Annotated in this window: 17 protein-coding genes and 1 riboswitch; of the genes, 6 read left to right on the top strand and 11 right to left on the bottom strand. The window is 69.9% G+C overall.

The genetic code is table 11. The annotated features are described in order from the left end of the window. The first annotated feature begins 53 nt into the window (after positions 1 to 53). The 4 genes from ACXJ3V_RS09230 to ACXJ3V_RS09215 are packed head-to-tail and all read left to right on the top strand — an operon-like array spanning position 54 to position 3,500. Positions 54 to 995: an ABC transporter ATP-binding protein gene (locus ACXJ3V_RS09230; RefSeq protein ID WP_457099995.1), complete on the top strand. Its 942-nt coding sequence runs from the start codon at positions 54 to 56 to the stop codon at positions 993 to 995. 59 nt (positions 996 to 1,054) lie between these two features. After that, positions 1,055 to 1,924 carry an ABC transporter permease gene (locus ACXJ3V_RS09225; protein WP_457100149.1) on the top strand — a complete coding sequence of 290 codons (870 nt, stop codon included), beginning with the start codon at positions 1,055 to 1,057 and terminating at the stop codon, positions 1,922 to 1,924. Beyond that, entirely contained in the window at positions 1,921 to 2,742 is an 822-nt protein-coding gene (locus tag ACXJ3V_RS09220) for an ABC transporter permease (RefSeq protein ID WP_457099994.1), read from the top strand. The genes ACXJ3V_RS09225 and ACXJ3V_RS09220 overlap by 4 nt, the downstream gene beginning before the upstream one ends. 11 nt (positions 2,743 to 2,753) lie before the next feature. Beyond that, positions 2,754 to 3,500: an HNH endonuclease family protein gene (locus ACXJ3V_RS09215; protein WP_457099993.1), complete on the top strand. Its 747-nt coding sequence runs from the start codon at positions 2,754 to 2,756 to the stop codon at positions 3,498 to 3,500. A 1-nt stretch (position 3,501) separates the two neighbouring features. Here ACXJ3V_RS09215 and ACXJ3V_RS09210 read toward each other — a convergent pair whose 3' ends face one another. The 5 genes from ACXJ3V_RS09210 to ribD are packed head-to-tail and all read right to left on the bottom strand — an operon-like array spanning position 3,502 to position 7,368. Then, on the bottom strand, positions 3,502 to 3,855 hold the full coding sequence (locus ACXJ3V_RS09210; protein WP_457099992.1) for a Fe-S protein: 354 nt from the start codon (positions 3,853 to 3,855) through the stop codon (positions 3,502 to 3,504). Between the two features lie 57 nt (positions 3,856 to 3,912). Then, positions 3,913 to 4,410 (bottom strand): 6,7-dimethyl-8-ribityllumazine synthase, encoded by a 498-nt coding sequence (gene ribH / locus ACXJ3V_RS09205; protein ID WP_457099991.1) that lies wholly within the window; start codon positions 4,408 to 4,410, stop codon positions 3,913 to 3,915. Then, positions 4,407 to 5,690: a GTP cyclohydrolase II gene (ribA, locus tag ACXJ3V_RS09200; RefSeq protein ID WP_457099990.1), complete on the bottom strand. Its 1,284-nt coding sequence runs from the start codon at positions 5,688 to 5,690 to the stop codon at positions 4,407 to 4,409. Before ribA ends, ribH begins: the two co-directional genes overlap by 4 nt. Continuing rightward, entirely contained in the window at positions 5,687 to 6,343 is a 657-nt protein-coding gene (locus ACXJ3V_RS09195) for a riboflavin synthase (protein WP_457099989.1), read from the bottom strand. Before ACXJ3V_RS09195 ends, ribA begins: the two co-directional genes overlap by 4 nt. Next, positions 6,343 to 7,368 (bottom strand): bifunctional diaminohydroxyphosphoribosylaminopyrimidine deaminase/5-amino-6-(5-phosphoribosylamino)uracil reductase RibD, encoded by a 1,026-nt coding sequence (gene ribD / locus ACXJ3V_RS09190; RefSeq protein ID WP_457099988.1) that lies wholly within the window; start codon positions 7,366 to 7,368, stop codon positions 6,343 to 6,345. Before ribD ends, ACXJ3V_RS09195 begins: the two co-directional genes overlap by 1 nt. A 66-nt stretch (positions 7,369 to 7,434) precedes the next feature. Beyond that, positions 7,435 to 7,593: riboswitch (FMN riboswitch) on the bottom strand. A gap of 151 nt (positions 7,594 to 7,744) precedes the next feature. Here ribD and ACXJ3V_RS09185 point away from each other — a divergent pair. Continuing rightward, the gene (locus ACXJ3V_RS09185) at positions 7,745 to 9,451 is read left to right on the top strand and encodes an FAD-dependent oxidoreductase (RefSeq protein ID WP_457099987.1); all 1,707 of its coding nucleotides are present in this window, start codon (positions 7,745 to 7,747) and stop codon (positions 9,449 to 9,451) included. Positions 9,452 to 9,520: 69 nt separating this feature from the next. Continuing rightward, a complete protein-coding gene (gene glpK / locus ACXJ3V_RS09180) occupies positions 9,521 to 11,065 on the top strand; it encodes a glycerol kinase GlpK (RefSeq protein WP_457099986.1) in 1,545 nt (514 codons plus the stop codon). 3 nt (positions 11,066 to 11,068) lie between these two features. Here the strand turns inward: glpK and ACXJ3V_RS09175 are convergent, their stop codons facing one another. The 6 genes from ACXJ3V_RS09175 to ACXJ3V_RS09150 all read right to left on the bottom strand — a co-directional run. Continuing rightward, entirely contained in the window at positions 11,069 to 11,965 is an 897-nt protein-coding gene (locus ACXJ3V_RS09175) for an Fpg/Nei family DNA glycosylase (RefSeq protein ID WP_457099985.1), read from the bottom strand. Between the two features lie 33 nt (positions 11,966 to 11,998). Further along, on the bottom strand, positions 11,999 to 12,562 hold the full coding sequence (locus ACXJ3V_RS09170) for a GNAT family N-acetyltransferase (RefSeq protein WP_457099984.1): 564 nt from the start codon (positions 12,560 to 12,562) through the stop codon (positions 11,999 to 12,001). A 143-nt stretch (positions 12,563 to 12,705) separates the two neighbouring features. After that, positions 12,706 to 13,272: a GNAT family N-acetyltransferase gene (locus tag ACXJ3V_RS09165; protein WP_457099983.1), complete on the bottom strand. Its 567-nt coding sequence runs from the start codon at positions 13,270 to 13,272 to the stop codon at positions 12,706 to 12,708. Between the two features lie 46 nt (positions 13,273 to 13,318). Beyond that, positions 13,319 to 14,323 (bottom strand): tryptophan--tRNA ligase, encoded by a 1,005-nt coding sequence (gene trpS / locus ACXJ3V_RS09160; protein ID WP_457099982.1) that lies wholly within the window; start codon positions 14,321 to 14,323, stop codon positions 13,319 to 13,321. Between the two features lie 233 nt (positions 14,324 to 14,556). Further along, complete coding sequence (locus ACXJ3V_RS09155) at positions 14,557 to 15,405, bottom strand: exodeoxyribonuclease III (RefSeq protein ID WP_457099981.1); 849 nt, start codon at positions 15,403 to 15,405, stop codon at positions 14,557 to 14,559. A gap of 22 nt (positions 15,406 to 15,427) precedes the next feature. Continuing rightward, the coding region (locus ACXJ3V_RS09150) for a YihY/virulence factor BrkB family protein (RefSeq protein ID WP_457099980.1) at positions 15,428 to 16,634 on the bottom strand (1,207 nt) is incomplete at its 5' end.

The raw sequence follows: 16,634 nt of genomic DNA, 5'->3' as shown, positions 1-16,634 counted from the left end.
AGGTTGACGACCCTCGCCCTTTGCACGTCGGAGGGCGGGGTTAGGGTTGTTCGGTGCCTGCCCCCGTGATCGAAGCCAAGAACCTCGTCAAGGCCTACAAGGTCAAGGGCAAGCCCGATTTCCTCGCGGTCGACGGACTGTCGTTCGAGGTCGCGCCGGGGGAGTCGTTCGGGCTGCTCGGCCCGAACGGCGCGGGCAAGTCCACGACGATGAAGATGGTCGGCGCCGTCTCGACGCGCACGAGCGGGAGCCTGAGCATCCTCGGCCTCGATCCCGACCAGCATGGGCCCGAGATCCGTTCCCGCCTGGGGGTCGTGCCGCAGCAGGACAACCTCGACGGCGAGCTCAACGCCCGCGAGAACCTCTACATCTACGGCCGCTACTTCGGCCTGCCCGGCAAGGTCTGCGCGCAGAAGGCCGACGAGCTGCTCGACTTCGCGCAGCTGGGCGACAAGGCCAAGAGCAAGGTCGACCAGCTCTCCGGCGGCATGAAGCGCCGCCTCACGATCGCGCGCGGCCTCATCAACGACCCCCGCATCCTGCTGCTCGACGAGCCGACCACCGGGCTCGACCCGCAGGCACGCCACGTCCTGTGGGACCGCCTCTTCCGGCTCAAGGAGCGCGGCACGACCCTCGTCCTCACGACGCACTACATGGATGAGGCTGAGCAGCTCTGCGACCGCCTCGTCGTCGTCGACAAGGGCCAGATCATGGCCGAGGGCACCCCGGCCTCCCTCATCCGCGAGCACTCCAGCCGCGAGGTGCTCGAGGTGCGCTTCGGCTCCGACCGCAACCAGCAGGTCGCCCCGCAGCTCGAGGGCATCGGCGACCGCGTCGAGGTGCTCCCCGACCGGATCCTCATCTACACCGCGAACGGCGAGCACGCGCTCGAGCGGGTCACCGCCGCCGGACTCGAGCCGATCACCTCGCTGGTGCGCCGCGCGAGCCTCGAAGACGTCTTCCTCAAGCTCACCGGACGGACGCTGATCGAATGACTCCCGATCCGGTCGGCGAGCCCTTCGACGGCGCTGCGGAACCACCCTTGGAGCCACGGATGCCGGGGGCCCCGGCATCCGTCACATCCGAGTACCCGTCCCTCGACGAACTTCGGGCGGAGGCCATGGAGTGGGGGCAGAAGCCGCGCCGCTTCGGCACCTGGTACGTCACGGAGCACATGGTGCGCGCGATGCGCGCCTACGGGTGGACGATCATCGTGGGCTCGCTCGGACAGCCGATCCTGTACCTGCTCGGCATGGCGGTCGGCCTCGCGGCGCTGATCGACGCGCCCGTGTCGGATCGCGGGCAGGAGGTTTCGTACCTCGTATTCGTCGCGCCGGCGCTGCTGATGACCGCGGCGGTCTCGGTGAGCACCGAGGAGTTCACGTTCCCGGTCATGGCCGGGTTCAAATGGCGGCGGTACTTCTACGGCTTCAACGCCTCGCCGCTGGGGTCCCCCCAGATCGCGGGGGGAGTGGTCGTGGGCGCCTCGGCGCGCATGTTCGTCACTGTGGCGCTCTACTACCTCTTCATCTGGCTGTTCGGTGCCGTGCCCAACCCCGAGACCGGGTGGCTGACGATCCCGGTCGGCGTGCTCGCCGGGCTCGCGTTCGGCATCCCCCTGATGGCGTACGCCGCGTCGATCGAAGACGACAAGGGCCAGTTCGCGATGGTGCAGCGGTTCATCTTCGTGCCGATGTTCCTGTTCTCGGGCACCTTCTATCCGCTCGCGACGCTGCCGATCTGGCTGCAGTGGATCGGGTGGATCTCGCCGCTGTGGCACGCCACCGAGCTGGGGCGCATCGCGACGTACGGGTCGCTGGGCGACAACCCGCTCGTGTGGGTGCACCTCGGCTACCTCCTGCTCCTCGCCGTCGGTGGCTTCGCACTCGCCCGGCGGATCTTCACGACAAGGCTGGCGAAATGAGCGCGACGACAGCAGTGGCCCCCGTCCGTGCCGGCGGGGTGCGCTCCTTGTGGGCGGGCAATCCGGGCGCGGTCGTGCAGCGCGGGCTCATCGCGGCGCGCTCGTCGAGCTGGATGGTGGTGTTCTCGGGCTTCTTCGAGCCGGTGTTCTTCCTCGCCTCGATGGGGCTCGGGCTCGGCGCGCTGATCGGCGACGTGCCGACCTCGGGCGGCGTCGAGGTGCCGTATGCCGCCTTCATCGCCCCCGCGCTGCTGGCCGTGTCGGCGATGAACGGTGCGATCTACGACTCGACCTGGAACGTGTTCTTCAAGCTGAACTACGGCCGGCTCTATGAGGGCATGCTGGCCACCTCGCTCGGACCGCTGGATGTCGCGCTCGGCGAGATCCTCTACGCGCTGCTGCGCGGACTGATGTACGCGACCGGCTTCCTGATCATCATGCAGATCCTCGGGCTGAACCTCGCACCCACCGCGATCCTCGCGATCCCCGCGGTGCTGCTCATCGCCTTCGGGTTCGCGAGCGTCGGCATGGCGGTCACGAGCTACATGAAGACCTTCCAGCACATGGACTGGATCAACTTCTTCCTGTTGCCGATGTTCCTCTTCTCGGCGACGTTCTACCCGATCACCGTCTACCCGGAGTGGGTGCAGGCTCTCGTCATGGCCTTCCCGCTGTGGCACGGCGTCGAACTCGTGCGCGGCTTCACGACCGGGGTCATGAGCCCGGACATGTGGATCCACATCCTCTACTACCTGGTGATGATCGCCTTCGGACTCGTCTTCACGACGAAGCGGCTCCGCGCGCTCTTCCTCGACTGATGGGGTGGGTCATGCTCCGGCCGCGTGTGCGCCGCGCATCGGTCGCCGGCCTCGGCGCGGGGCTCATCCTCGTCGTCGTGCTGGCGCTGTCGGTCGGCTTGCCGCGCGCGACCTCGGGAGTGGTCCCGGCATCCGGGACGAGCTCCGATGCGGCGCCTGGTTCGGATGCCGCAGCCGCCCCCGCCGGCACGCCAGGCGCAGACGCGGCAGCCGCGCAGGCCGAACTGGAGTCACTCCAGGTGGTCTCCGGTTACTCGGAGATCCCCTATGACCGGGATCGGTTCGGACAGCGCTGGGCCGACGTCGACCGGAACGGGTGCGACACCCGCAACGACGTCCTCGGGCGGGACCTGCTCGACCCCGTCTTCAAGGCGGGCACCAACAACTGCAAGGTGCTCAGCGGGCTGCTCATCGACCCCTACGACGGCGTGCACGTCGACTTCGTCTCCGGCTTCGACACTTCGGTGCTGGTCCAGATCGACCACGTCGTGGCCCTCGGCTGGTCGTGGGGGCACGGCGCCGAGTACTGGACCGATGAACTGCGCACCCAGTTCGCCAATGACCCGCGCAACCTCGTCGCGGCCTCAGAGGAGATGAACCAGGAGAAGAGCGCCTCCGGTCCGAGCGAGTGGCTGCCGCCGGTTCCTGAGCTGCGCTGCCAGTACGTCGAGAACTTCGTCGACGTGCTGGACGCCTACGACCTCGGCATCAACTCCGCCGACAAGGCGGCCGCCCAGGCCGTGCTGGAGGGATGCTGAGTCAGCGCCAGATGAGTGCGATCGCGGCGTTGCCGAGAGTCAGTACGCCGATCGACCAGAAGATGCCCGGCGGCACCGAGCCGTTCTTGCGCTGGCGGACGGACCCGATGCCGAGGAGCGCGCCGATAGCGAGCAGCACGAGCAGCTTCACGCCAAGCTTGACGTAGTTCAGGTCGTACTCGATGCCCCAGGGTGCGGCGAGGGCGAGCCCCGCGAGCGCGGCGATGCCGAGACCCCACTGCATCAGCGGAGTGACCTGCAGCCGGCGGTTGTACGCCTCGACTGCCCACGCGCCGAAGAGCAGGGCGAAGCCGACGAGGTGGATGAGGACGACGACGTGGCGGAGGGTTTCCATGGCGCCCACGATACCTTACGTACTACTGAAGGTTAAGTCCGGTCGTGAGGGATCGACCTAGAACCCGGCCGGCCGGCGCTGTGCGTCGCGCAGCTCCTGGAGGACGCGCACGGTGCGGATCGCGGCATCCGCTGCTTCGAAGCCCTTGTCCTCGATCGAACCGGGCAGTCCCGCACGATCGAGCCCCTGCTGCTCATCGTCGAGGGTGAGCACGCCGAAGCCGACCGGCTTGCCGGTGTCGAGTGCGACGCGGGTGAGCCCGTCGGTGGCCGCCGACGACACGAAGTCGAAGTGCGGGGTGCCGCCGCGGATGATCACGCCGAGCGCGACCGCCGCGTCGGCGCCGGCATCCAGCGCCGCCTTCGCGACCACCGGCAGCTCGAACGAGCCCGGAACGCGCACCAGCCGCCAGTTCGCGCCGGCCGCGTCGAGAGCGCGCTGCGCGCCGCCGATCAAGCCATCGGTGATGACCGGATGCCACAGCCCGGCGACGATGACGACCTCGAGGCCCGTTCCGTCGGTGCTGCCGAGGATCGGTGCTCCTTTGCCGCTCATGCGCCGGCTCCTTCGTTGTGGTGCAGCGCCGCGAGGGCGTCGGTGAGGTCCTGCTGGTCGATGAGGTGGCCCATCCGGTCGCGCTTGGTGGCCAGGTACTGGTGGTTGTTCGGTCCGATTCCGACCAGCAGCGGCACCTGCTCGACGATGTCGAGGCCGAACTCCCGCAGCTGGTTGACCTTGTCGGAGTTGTTGGTCAGCAGTCGCACCTTCTCGACGCCGAGATCGGAGAGGATCCCGGCCGCCGCCGCGTAATCGCGGGCGTCGGCGGGCAGGCCGAGGGCGAGATTGGCGTCGACGGTGTCGAGGCCGCGCTCCTGCAGGCTGTAGGCCCGCAGCTTGTTGATGAGGCCGATGCCCCGTCCCTCATGGCCCCGCATATAGATGACCACGCCGCCGTCCCGCGCGATCGCGTCAAGCGCCGCCCCGAGCTGCGGGCCGCACTCGCACTTGAGCGAGTCGAACGCCTCGCCGGTCAGGCACTCGGAGTGCACCCGCACCAGCGGGGCCTCATCGGTGAGGTCGCCGGAGACGACGGCGAGGTGGTCGGTGCCGGTCACGCGGTCCTTGTAGGCGAGGAAGCGGAACTGGCCGTGCGCGGTCGGGACGTTCGCCTCGGCGCGCAGGCTGACGTGACGCCGGGAGGCCGAGTGCGTCGGCGTCTCGAGCGGTTCATGCTCTTCGAGGTATGCGATGAGCTGCTCGATCGTGATGACGGGCACGCCGTCGCGCTCACCGAGCTCTACGAGGCCGGGCAGACGCAGCATCGAGCCGTCTTCGGCGACCACCTCGGCGATGGCGCCGACCGGCTGGAGGCCGGCAAGGCGCATGAGCTCCACCGCGGCCTCGGTGTGGCCACCGCGCTCCCGCACACCGCCGTCGACGGCGCGCAGCGGCAGGATGTGACCCGGCCGGGTGACGCTCGTCGGCTTCGACGCGGGGTTCGCGAGCACGTTGAGGGTGTGTGCGCGGTCGGTGGCGCTGATGCCCGTCGAAACGCGGTCGGCGGCGTCGACGCTCACCGTGTACGCGGTGCCGCGGGCGTCCTCGTTCACCGCGACCATCGGCGGCAGGTCGAGCCGGTCGGCCCATTCCGCGGGCATCGGGGCGCAGATGAATCCGCTCGACCACCGCACAGTCCAGGCGACCCACTCGGGGGTCGCCAGTTCGGCGGAGAGGATGACATCACCCTCGTTCTCGCGGTTCTCATCGTCTGCGACGATGACCGGGCGTCCGGCGCGCAGCGCGTCGAGCGCTTCGGGAATGGTGGCAAGGCTCATCGCGAGCCCCCTTCGGTTGTAGCGGCTTGCGGGGTGAAGGCGAGGAGGCGCTGCACATGGCGCGCCAGGATGTCGGTCTCGAGGTTGACGCGCTCGCCGGCGACCCGAGAGCCGAGCGTGGTGGCTTCGAGCGTCTCTGGAATGAGCGACACCTCGAACCAGTGACCGCCCGAAGGGGTCCCGGAGCCTGTCGAAGGGTCGCTGGCGGCGCTGACGGTGAGTGAGACGCCGTCCACGGCGATCGAGCCCTTGTCGACGACGAGCGGGGCCAAAGCATCCGGAAGCGAGATGCGCAGCACGCGCCACTGCGCGCCGGGCCGAACTTCGAGCAGTTCGCCCGTGCCGTCGATGTGCCMCTGCACGATGTGACCGCCGAGGCGTCCGTGCGCCGCGGTCGCGCGTTCGATGTTCACCACGCGCCMGGGCGCAACGCCGTCGAGCGTCGACATCTCGAGCGTCTGGCGCATCACATCGGCGGTGAACCAGTCCTCGCCCTGGTCGACGACCGTGAGGCAGACGCCGCTGACCGAGATCGAGTCGCCGTGCGCGGCATCCGACACCGCCTTCGGGGCGCGCACCGTCAGGCGCACACCGTCTCCCGACGCGGCGACGGCTGTCACCGCACCGATCTCTTCCACGATTCCGGTGAACATCAGCGGGTCCCTTCGATGGGGTGGGCGACGATCAGCAGGTCGTCGCCGAGTCGTTCGACGGATGCCACGGCCAGGCGGCGCGAGTCGCCGATCGTGCCGATGCCGAGGTCGCCGAGGGCGAGGCGGCCGCCGCCGAGCAGCACGGGCGCGACGTAGGCCAGCACCTCGTCGACGAGGCCGGCGCGCACGAAGGCGCTCGCCACGGTGGGGCCGCCTTCGACGAAGACGCGCTGCACCCCTCGGTCGCGCAGTCTGGCGAGCACCGCACGCAGATCCGTGCCGTCGTACTGCAGGACGGGGAGCGGATGCCGCCGCACTGCCGCGTCCGCGGGCACCGCGCGTGCTCCCAAGACGACCGGGATCGGCTGGTGTGGCAGGAGGGCGCCGTCGGGGTCGCGTGCGGTGAGCGCGGGGTCGTCCGCCAGCACGGTGCCGGTGCCCGCCACGATGGCATCGGCGAGGGCGCGGCGACGGTGCACGTCGGCGCGGGCCTCGGCGCCGGTGATCCACTGACTCGTGCCGTCGGATGCCGCGGCCCGGCCGTCGAGGCTCTGCGCCCACTTCACGGTCACGTGTGGTCGGTCGAGCCGCTGGACGGTCAGCCAGCCTTCGAGCAGCGCAGCGCCCTCGTCGGCGAGCAGGCCGGCCTCGACCTCGACCCCCGCGGCGCGAAGGTGCTCGGCGCCGCCGGAGGACTTCACGCCAGGGTCGTCCACGGCGTACACGACCCGCGCGATGCCGGCCTCGATCAGCGCCTGCGCGCAGGGACCGGTGCGACCGTGGTGATTGCAGGGCTCGAGCGTGACGACGGCGGTCGCGCCGCGCGCCGCGCCCGGGGCGAGCTTCGACAGCGCATCGACCTCGGCGTGCGCGGTGCTGGCGCCGCGATGCCAGCCGTCTGACAGCAGGTCACCGGCGGGGGAGAGGATGACCGCACCGACTTGCGGATTGACTCCTCGCGGCCCGCTCAACGCAAGCCCGAGCGCGCGACGCATCGCGTCCCGTTCTGCCTGTGTCGCCGTCATCCGTCTTCCTGCCCGCCATGGCGTGCAACCGGGGCGCGAAGGGAAGCGGCGGCGCACATCACGCCGCCCGTGCTGCCTCCCATCCGGACTCGCAGCGCTCGTCTGCTGCATCACCGTCGGTTCCGGATTTCCACCGGATCGGCCTCGGCACGCATCAGGATGCGGAAACCTCGGCTCGCGGACTGTCACCGCCGGTTCGGATTCTCACCGACCCCGGAGCACGTTCGTTGCTCTCGATCCTACTCAACGCCCTCAGCGCGAGTTCATTCCATGTCCGCGAATGAAGCTGTGTCAACCCAGGATCCCGTGACTTACAGCGGTGTCATCATGGAGGAGACGACCACAGCACCTCCGGGGGGAACGCATGACCGTGGGCATGACACGAGGATTCGACGCACTGATCGAGCGCCCGTACGCGGACGTCCTGATCATCGGCGGCGGCATCAACGGCCTGGCCACGTTCCGCGACCTGGCGATGCAGGGCGTTGACGTCGCCCTGGTCGAGCGTGCGGACTTCGTGAGCGGCGCCTCCGCGGCGTCATCGCACATGATCCACGGCGGCATCCGCTACCTCGAGAACGGCGAGTTCCGGCTCGTCCACGAGTCCGTCACCGAGCGCAACAGCCTGCTGCAGACGGCTGCCCACTATGTGCGGCCGCTGCAGACCACGATCCCCATCTACTCGACCTTTTCCGGCGTCCTCGGTGCACCCCTCCGGTTCCTGCGGCACGGCGGCGGCAGTCACACCGAGCGGGGCGCCGCCCTGATCAAGATCGGGCTCGTCATCTACGACGCCTTCTCGCGGGGCGGCGGCCGGGTGCCCCGGCACGAGTTCCACGGGCGCAAGCGCTCGCTCGCGCAGCTGCCGGCACTCAATCCCACGGTCAAGTACACCGCGACCTACTGGGATGCCTCGCTGCACGACCCGGAGCGGCTCGCACTCGATGTGCTCCGCGATGGGCGCGCCGCCGGCGGCGACCGAGCGCGCGCAGCCAACTACACGGCCGCGGTCGCGGTCGATCGCGGGCGCGTCGTCCTGCGCGACACCGAGACCGGGGCGGAGACGCCGTTCGCGGCATCCGTCGTCATCAATGCCTCAGGGCCCTGGACCGACATCACGAACCGGGCGCTCGGCGACCGCACCCGGCACATGGGCGGGACCAAGGGCTCGCATATCGTGCTCGATCACCCCGAGCTGCTGGCGGCGACCGGCGGTCGCGAGCTCTTCTTCGAGAACAAGGACGGCCGGATCGTCCTGATCTATCCGATCAAGGGGCGGGTGCTCGTGGGCACGACCGACCTCGAGCACAGAATGTCCGAGCCGGTCGTGTGCACCGAGGCCGAGGTCGACTACTTCATCGACCTGGTCCGGCAGGTGCTGCCCGATGTGCAGGTGGGCCGGTCGCAGATCGTCTATCGCTTCTCGGGCGTCCGCCCGCTGCCGGGGCACGGGAACGTCGCCCCCGGCTTCGTCTCGCGGGAGTACCGGATCGATGCCGAGACGATCGCCGGCGGCGATGCGACCGTGCTCAGCCTCGTCGGCGGCAAGTGGACTACGTTCCGCGCATCGGCCGAGCACCTCGCCGACCGCGCGCTCGCGCTGCTCGCCCGCCCCCGCCGGTGCTCCACCAAGGGCGTCGCGATCGGCGGCGGGCGGGGGTACCCGACGACCGAGCGGGCGCGCGAGGAGTGGGTCGCCGCGCACGCGGGCAGCCTCAGCGCCGAGCGCGTCGCAACCCTGCTCGACCGGTACGGCACCATCGCCGAGAACGTGATCGCCGCCATCGAAGCGGATGCCGCGGACGCACCGCTCGCGGCGCTCGGGTCGTACAGCACGGGCGAACTGCGCCACCTGGCTCGCACCGAGGACGTGGTGCACCTCGAGGACATGCTGATGCGACGGACGAGCCTTGCCTTCACCGGCACGGCCACCGAGGCCGTGGCCGGCGAGATCGCCGCGGCGATCGCGCCGGTGCTCGGCTGGAATGCGGCGCGGGTCGACGCCGAAACGGCCCGAGGCCTCGCCCGCGTGCACGCCGCCGACCCGTCGTGGGACGCGGCATCCATCACCGCGATAGCGTGACCGGAGGGTCGGCGGCACGTTTTCTGCAGACCACGTGCGGGCAGTGCTGCCCGCGAGGAAGGAGACGACGTGGCCGATCACGTCCTGGCCATCGATCAGGGGACCACCTCCACTCGGGCGATCGTCTTCGACGTCACCGGCTCGGTCGTCTCGGTCGCGCAGCGCGAGCACGAGCAGGTCATGCAGCACGCCGGCTGGGTCGAGCACGACCCGGTCGAGATCTGGACGAACGTCGAGTGGGTGACCTCCGCCGCACTGGGGCAGGCACATCTCGCGGCGCGTGACGTCGCCGGCATCGGGGTCACCAACCAGCGCGAGACGGCCATGGTGTGGGATCGGCGCACCGGGCGCCCGATCCACAACGCGCTGGTCTGGCAGGACACGCGGACCCAGCCGCGCATCGACGAGTTCGCCCGCGCCGCGGACGGGCGCGCCGAGCGGTTCACCGAACTCACGGGTCTCCCGCTCGCGACGTACTTCTCGGCCTCCAAGATCGCGTGGGTCCTCGACCATGTGGCAGGTGCCCGTGCGGCGGCCGAGGCGGGCGAGCTGCTCTTCGGCACGCCGGACACGTGGGTGGTGTGGAATCTGACCGGCGGCCGGCGGGGCGGCATCCACGTCACCGACGTCACCAACGCGAGCCGCACCCTGCTGATGGATCTGCGCACCCTCGACTGGTCGGACGAGCTGCTCGATGTGTGGCGGATCCCGCGTTCGATGATGCCCGACATCCGGTCGTCTTCCGAGGTCGTGGGCGAGGCGAGGCTGCCCGGCGCGGCTGACGGCCTGCCGATCGCCGGCATCCTCGGCGATCAGCAGGCGGCGACGTTCGGGCAGGCGGCGTTCGACGCGGGCGAGTCCAAGAACACCTACGGCACGGGCAACTTCCTGCTGGTGAACACGGGGACCGACATCGTGCGCTCCGGCAACGGACTCATCACCACCGTCGCGTACCGGTGCGGCGACGAGCCCGCCCGCTATGCGCTCGAGGGGTCGATCGCGGTCACCGGGTCGCTCGTGCAGTGGCTGCGCGACAATCTCGGCATCATCAGCCGGTCCGAAGACGTAGAACGGCTGGCGACGTCGGTGGACGACAACGGCGGGGCCTACTTCGTTCCCGCGTTCTCCGGCCTGTTCGCCCCCTATTGGCGCCCCGATGCGCGCGGCGCGCTCGTCGGGCTGACCCGCTTCGTGAACAAGGCGCACATCGCCCGGGCGGCGCTCGAGTCCACGGCGTTCCAGACGCGCGACGTCGTCGAAGCCGTCGTCGCCGACACGGGGCGGTCACTCGAAGAGATCCGGGTGGACGGCGGGATGACGCGCAACGACCTGCTGATGCAGTTCCAGGCCGACATCCTCGGCGTCCCGGTCGTGCGGCCGAAGGTCGTCGAGACCACGGCGCTCGGCGCCGCATACGCGGCCGGGCTGGCCACCGGGGTGTGGGCGAGTCGTGACGACCTGCGCGTGCACTGGCGCGAGGACGTGAGATTCGAGCCGCGGATGCCGGAGGACGAGCGGGAGCAGCGCTACGGGCAGTGGAAGAAGGCGGTGTCGAAGTCGCTCGACTGGGTCGACGCCGACGCGCGCACCCTCATGGGCACCACCGACGGCTGAACCCTACTTCAGCAGTCGCGAGAGCCGGCGATCCGCCAGGATCTTGCCGCCGGTCTGGCACGTGGGGCAGTACTCGAGCGAGTTGTCGGCGAAGAAGACGCTGCGCACGGTGTCGCCGCACACCGGGCAGAGCTCGCCGCGCCGACCGTGGACGCGCATCCCGCGCCGCTTGGCATCCTTGAGTTCGGCCGGGGGCTTGCCGGTCGCTTCGGTCACGGCCTCGGTGAGCGTCGTGGTCATCGCGGATAACAGCGCGTCGACATCGGCGTCGGTGAGAGTCGCCGCGAGCGCGTAGGGCGACATCTTCGCGGCGTGGAGAATCTCGTCCGAGTACGCATTGCCGACCCCCGCGATCACCGACTGGTCGCGCAGCACCCCCTTGATCTGGGTGCGGCGGCCGGCGAGGAGCCCCGCGAGCGTGTCGCGGGTGAAGGCGGGGTCGAGCGGGTCCGGCCCGAGCCGGGCGATCCCGGGCACATCCGCCGGCGCGCGCGCGACGTAGACCGCGAGGGACTTCTTCGTGCCGGCCTCGGTGAGGTCGAAGCCGGAGCCGTCGCTGAGCGCGATCCGCAGTGCGATCGGGGTCTTCCCCGGTCGGATGATCGTGGCGGGCAGCGTGTCGTACCAGCGCAGCCAGCCCGCCTTCGCGAGGTGGAAGATCAGGTGCGGTCCGGGTGCGACGGCATCGGACGGCGTGGCGCCGGCCACTGTCGTAGACAGGTCCAGGAACTTGCCGTGGCGCGCCGCGCCGGTGACCTCGGCGCCCTTGAGGGCGTCGACCGGCGGGTCGTACGTCTTCAGCGCGGCAATGTTCGCGACCGAGACCCGCGTGACGGTGAGGCCCGTCACCCGTTCCCGCAGGAAATCGACGAGACCCTGCACCTCGGGCATCTCCGGCATGACGTCATCCTCGCATGCCCCGGCCGACGCGGGTCAGTCCCCGAGCACCGCCCAGGGCTGAGGGGTCCGATCGTCGGACGCGAGCAGGCCCGCGATCCAGCCGTCTTCGCGCCCGCGGTTGCCGACGACCCCGCGACGGAGCAGGCCTTCGTAGCGGAAGCCCAGGGTGTGTGCGGCACGGGCGGACGGAATGTTTCCCGCGACGGAATACCATCCGATACGGTCAAGCCCCCCGCCGCCGGACGAGAAGCCCCAGTCGATCACCGCGCGTGCCGCCTCGGTGACGATTCCCCGACCGCGGGCGTCGGCGACCATCCAGAAGCCGATCTCGGCGGAGCCGTCGTCCTTCCGCAGGAGCGCAATCATCCCCGCGAGTCGGCCATCGGCCCGCACCGCCCAGGTGTACTCGTAGTCCGTTTGCCAGTGCTCGGCGACGAGCGGTATGAAGCCTTCCGCGTGTGTCCGCTCGTACGGACTCGGCAGCGCGACGTATCGCTCGATCGCCGCATCCTGACAGGCCTCGAAGATGGCATCGACGTCGGCTCCCGTCGGCACCGACAGCTCGAGCCGCGGCGTCTGCAGCGCGACGGGTTCCATTCCCGGATCCTATCGGCGGCGATGTTCGCGACCGAGACCCGCGTGATGGTGAGGCCCGTCACCCGTTCCCGTAGGAGTCGACGAGCCCCTGCACCTCAGGCATCTCCGGCATGACGTCATGCTCGCCGCCCGGCCGACGCGGGTCAGTCCCCGAGCACGGCCCAGGGCTGCGGCTTACGGTCGTCGGTGACGAGCAGTCCCGCGATCCAGCCATCGTGCCGACCGCGCGGGTCGGAGAGCGCCTGACGCTGGAGTCCTTCGTAGTGGAACCCCAGGGAGCGCGCAGCCCGGGCAGACGGGACGTTGCCCACCACCGCACGCCAGTCGAGTCGTTTCAGGTCGAGCCCGTCCGGGTCGAACGCGAAGTCGATCACGGCCCGCGCAGCCTCCGTCAGGTAACCGTGACCGCGCGCGGACAACGCCATCCAGTATCCGATCTCCGCCGACCCGCCACGCTCCAGACGGTGCAGTCCGAGCATGCCCACCCAGTCGTCGTCCACCCGGATGCCCCAGGTCAGTTCGGACTCGGCATCCCACCACTCCGCCGCTTTGACGATGAACTGCTCGGCGTCCCGCCGCGCGTAGGGCGAGGGGAGCGTGGTCCAGCGGGGCACCTCAGGGTCCTGTGCCGCTTCGGCGATCGCATCGACGTCCGCCGCAGTAGGGATGGCCAAGGTCAGGCGCGCAGTTCGCAGCACGACGGGTTGCATCGCACCACCCTAGCCGCGCGCGAAGGTGGCGATCCGGCCGATAACGCTACGCCCGGCGGAGCAGTCCGACCTTGTCGTACACGTCGTTGAGGGTGCGCCCAGCGACCTCGGCGGCCCGCGCCGCGTTCGCCCCCAGCACGCGGTCGAGCTCGGCTGGGTCGTCGAGCAGCCCGAGTGCGCGCTCGCGCACCGGCCCGAACTCGTTGACGATGACCTCGGCGAGACCCTTCTTGAAGTCGCCGTAGCCGCGACCGGCGTACTCGTCCTCGATCGAGGGGATCTGCCGACCGGTGAGCGCGGCGTAGATCACGAGCAGGTTCGACACTCCGGGTTTGGCCTCACGGTCGAACCGGACTGAGCCTTCGCTGTCGGTCACGGCCCGCATGATCTTCTTCGCCGAGACCGCCGGGTCATCGAGCAGCCAGAGGACCCCGGCATCCGACTCGGCGGACTTCGACATCTTCGCGGTCGGGTTCTGCAGGTCGAAGATGCGCGCGGTGTCCTGCTGGATCACGGGCATCGGCACGCGGAACGTCTCGCCGTAGCGGGCGTTGAAGCGCTCTGCGAGGTCGCGGGTGAGCTCCACGTGCTGCTTCTGGTCGTCGCCGACCGGCACGATGTCGGTCTGGTACAGCAGGATGTCGGCTGCCATCAGCACCGGGTAGGTGAACAGTCCGACGGACGTGGTGTCGGCGCCATAGCGCTGCGACTTGTCCTTGAACTGCGTCATCCGTCCCGCCTCGCCGAAGCCCGTGACCGTGGAGAGGATCCAGGCGAGCTCGGCGTGCGCCGGCACATGCGACTGCACGTACAGCGTCGACTTCGACGGCTCGATGCCGGCGGCGATGTACTGCGCGGCGGTGCGACGGGTCTTCTCGCGCAGCTCGGCGGGGTCGTTCGGCTGGGTCAGCGCGTGCAGGTCGACGACCGAGAAGTACGCGTCGTACGCCACCTGCAGGTCGCGCCACTGCATGAGCGCCCCGATGTAGTTGCCGACCTGCAGCGAGTCGGCCGAAGGCTGCATACCGGAGTAGAGGCGGGGTTTGCTCATCGGACAATCCTACGGCGACGGATGCCGCGCCCCCCACGCCTGCGGCGGTCTCAGGCGCGGCTGTCGCGATGTGCCGGTCTCAGAATCGCCACGCGCAGGCGTCGCCGGTTCGCAGATCTGAGACCGGAGCCGCGCCTGGAGCGCCGGCCGATCGGGGTGGTCTCAGAACTGGCCAGTACGGGCCGGGCGGGGTCGCAGTTTTGGGACCGAAGCCACGCAACGCAGCGTGGCCGTCAGCCCCCGAAGGTGTAGTCCACCACGACGGGCGCGTGGTCGCTCCACCGGGTGTCCCAGGAGGGCGCCCGCACGACGCGATAGTCGGCGACCCGCTCCGCGAGGGCCGGCGTCGCCAGTTGGTAGTCGATGCGCCAGCCGGTGTCGTTGTCGAAGGCCTTGCCGCGGCTGGACCACCACGTGTACGGCCCGTCGATCTCGCCGTGGAACCGCCGCCCCACATCCACCCAGCCGAGACCGGTGCCGGTCGACCCGTCGACGCCGGTGACGTCTGCACCCGCTGTCCCGAGGAAGCGGTCGAAGTACGCCCGCTCGCGGGGGAGGAACCCCGCCTTCTTCACGTTGCCACGCCAGTTCCKGATGTCGAGCTCACGGTGCCCGACGTTCAGATCGCCCATGATCACCGCGAGGGGCGTCGTCACCGCCAGCTGCGGCATCCGCGCCTCCATCGCATCGAGGAAGGCCCACTTCGCGTCCTGGCGCGCGGTCTCGGCCTCGCCGGTGTACACATACGCGCTGACGACGGTGAGGCGCTCGCCGTCGATGTCGAAGTCGGTCTCGATCCAGCGGCCCGTCGTGTCCAGCGCCTCGTCGGCGAATTCGCGACGCACCTCGACCGGCATGAGGCGACTGGCGACGGCCACGCCTGCGCGGCCCTTTGCGAGGGCTTCATCGTTCACGAAGTCCCAGCCCGGGAGCGCCGCGCGCAGCTCGGCTTCGGAGGCACGCACCTCCTGCAGCGCGAGGATGTCGACATCAGCCTCGTACAGCCAGCCGAGCATGCCCTTGCGGGCGGCGGCGCGGATGCCATTGACGTTGACAGAGGCGATGCGGACGCGGCGAGACACGACCGCCAGCCTAGCCGCGACCTCAGACGTGGTCGGGCGACGTAGCGCGCTGCTGACGGGGCGGGAGGGGAGGAGCGGATGCCTCGACCGCGGCCAGCTCGTCCTGCGCCTGCCGCACGGCCCGGTCGGCCGCCCACGCGCGATACCAGGGCGCCTGGTCGCGCGCCTCGCGTGCGGTGCGCAGCCGCACGTGCGCGGCGAGCACGAGCGCGGCGTGCTCCTCACGCAGCCGCTCGGCGTCGCTCTTGGGGAGCAGCGGGATCTTCTGGTCGTCGGCGTGCACCGCGATCCACGCCGCGGCGACGAGCATGACGATCCCGTTGAGTCGGAACCACAGCAGCAGCCCGATGAAGATCGCGAAGGTCACCAGCAGCGGGTTCGAGGGTGTGTAGCTCAGCAGCAGGCCCGCGCCCAGCTGAAGCACCGTCAGGGCCGCGCCGCCCAGGAGCGAGCCCGGCCAGATGACCCGCCAGCGCAGCTTCGTCCCGGTGAGGAACCGGAAGAGGGCCGCCAGCGCGGCCGCGTTGATCGCGAACGACACGAAGATCGAGCTGGTCTGGATGGTCGCGGCGATGACCCTCGATCCGCTCCACCCGAACAGGTTGAAGATCCCGGCCAGGGCCAGCCCTCCGGCCGAGCTGAGCGCCGCACCCAGTACGAGCGCCACCCCGAAGATGAGCGCTGCGAGGAGATCGCGCGCCTTGAGCAGGAAGTAGGAGCGCGGATCGACCGGAAGGCCGAACAGGTCGCGAACCGACCGCCGGGCGAAGGTGACCCACCCGATCGCCGTCCAGATGAGGGCGCCGACCGCGATCACACCGGTGACTCCGAGCACCCCCGAACTCTGGCTCACGACCTCCTGGACCTGCTCGGGGGTGATGGCGCCGTGCTCGTCGATGAGGCCCGGAAGGTAGTTGTTGACGACGTCGATCAGGGCGGCAACGGCATCCTCGCTCCCGCCGAGCCATAGCCCGACGACCACCAATGCGACGTAGATGGCGGCGAAGATCGCGAAGAGCGCCTGATAGCTCACTCCTGCCGCGAGGAGGAACCCGTTGCGGAGCAGGAAGTGCCGCCACACGCGGACGGGGAACAGGCCGAGCGTCTTTTGGGTGATCTCGGTGGCCCGGCTGATCGGCGCATCGAACCGCTGCCGGAGCCCAGACTGCGTCGAGTCCCACCGCCTGCGGAGGTTCTCCTCCTCCTCGCGCGCCCGCGTGGCCGCGTCG

Source organism: Microbacterium sp. P5_E9 (genome assembly GCF_054049175.1).
This window is presented reverse-complemented; position numbering and strand designations above follow the sequence as displayed.

What these genes read in the sequence shown, in the direction of transcription:
- ribA (WP_457099990.1), bottom strand. Translation starts at nt 5,690, where the DNA reads ATGAGCCTTGCCACCATTCCCGAAGCGCTCGACGCGCTGCGCGCCGGA.
- ribH (WP_457099991.1), bottom strand. Translation starts at nt 4,410, where the DNA reads ATGAGCGGCAAAGGAGCACCGATCCTCGGCAGCACCGACGGAACGGGC.
- ACXJ3V_RS09165 (WP_457099983.1), bottom strand. Translation starts at nt 13,272, where the DNA reads ATGCAACCCGTCGTGCTGCGAACTGCGCGCCTGACCTTGGCCATCCCT.
- ACXJ3V_RS09225 (WP_457100149.1), top strand. Translation starts at nt 1,055, where the DNA reads ATGCCGGGGGCCCCGGCATCCGTCACATCCGAGTACCCGTCCCTCGAC.
- ACXJ3V_RS09170 (WP_457099984.1), bottom strand. Translation starts at nt 12,562, where the DNA reads ATGGAACCCGTCGCGCTGCAGACGCCGCGGCTCGAGCTGTCGGTGCCG.
- ACXJ3V_RS09175 (WP_457099985.1), bottom strand. Translation starts at nt 11,965, where the DNA reads ATGCCGGAGATGCCCGAGGTGCAGGGTCTCGTCGATTTCCTGCGGGAA.
- ACXJ3V_RS09210 (WP_457099992.1), bottom strand. Translation starts at nt 3,855, where the DNA reads ATGGAAACCCTCCGCCACGTCGTCGTCCTCATCCACCTCGTCGGCTTC.
- ACXJ3V_RS09220 (WP_457099994.1), top strand. Translation starts at nt 1,921, where the DNA reads ATGAGCGCGACGACAGCAGTGGCCCCCGTCCGTGCCGGCGGGGTGCGC.
- ACXJ3V_RS09215 (WP_457099993.1), top strand. Translation starts at nt 2,754, where the DNA reads ATGCTCCGGCCGCGTGTGCGCCGCGCATCGGTCGCCGGCCTCGGCGCG.
- trpS (WP_457099982.1), bottom strand. Translation starts at nt 14,323, where the DNA reads ATGAGCAAACCCCGCCTCTACTCCGGTATGCAGCCTTCGGCCGACTCG.
- ribD (WP_457099988.1), bottom strand. Translation starts at nt 7,368, where the DNA reads ATGACGGCGACACAGGCAGAACGGGACGCGATGCGTCGCGCGCTCGGG.
- ACXJ3V_RS09185 (WP_457099987.1), top strand. Translation starts at nt 7,745, where the DNA reads ATGACACGAGGATTCGACGCACTGATCGAGCGCCCGTACGCGGACGTC.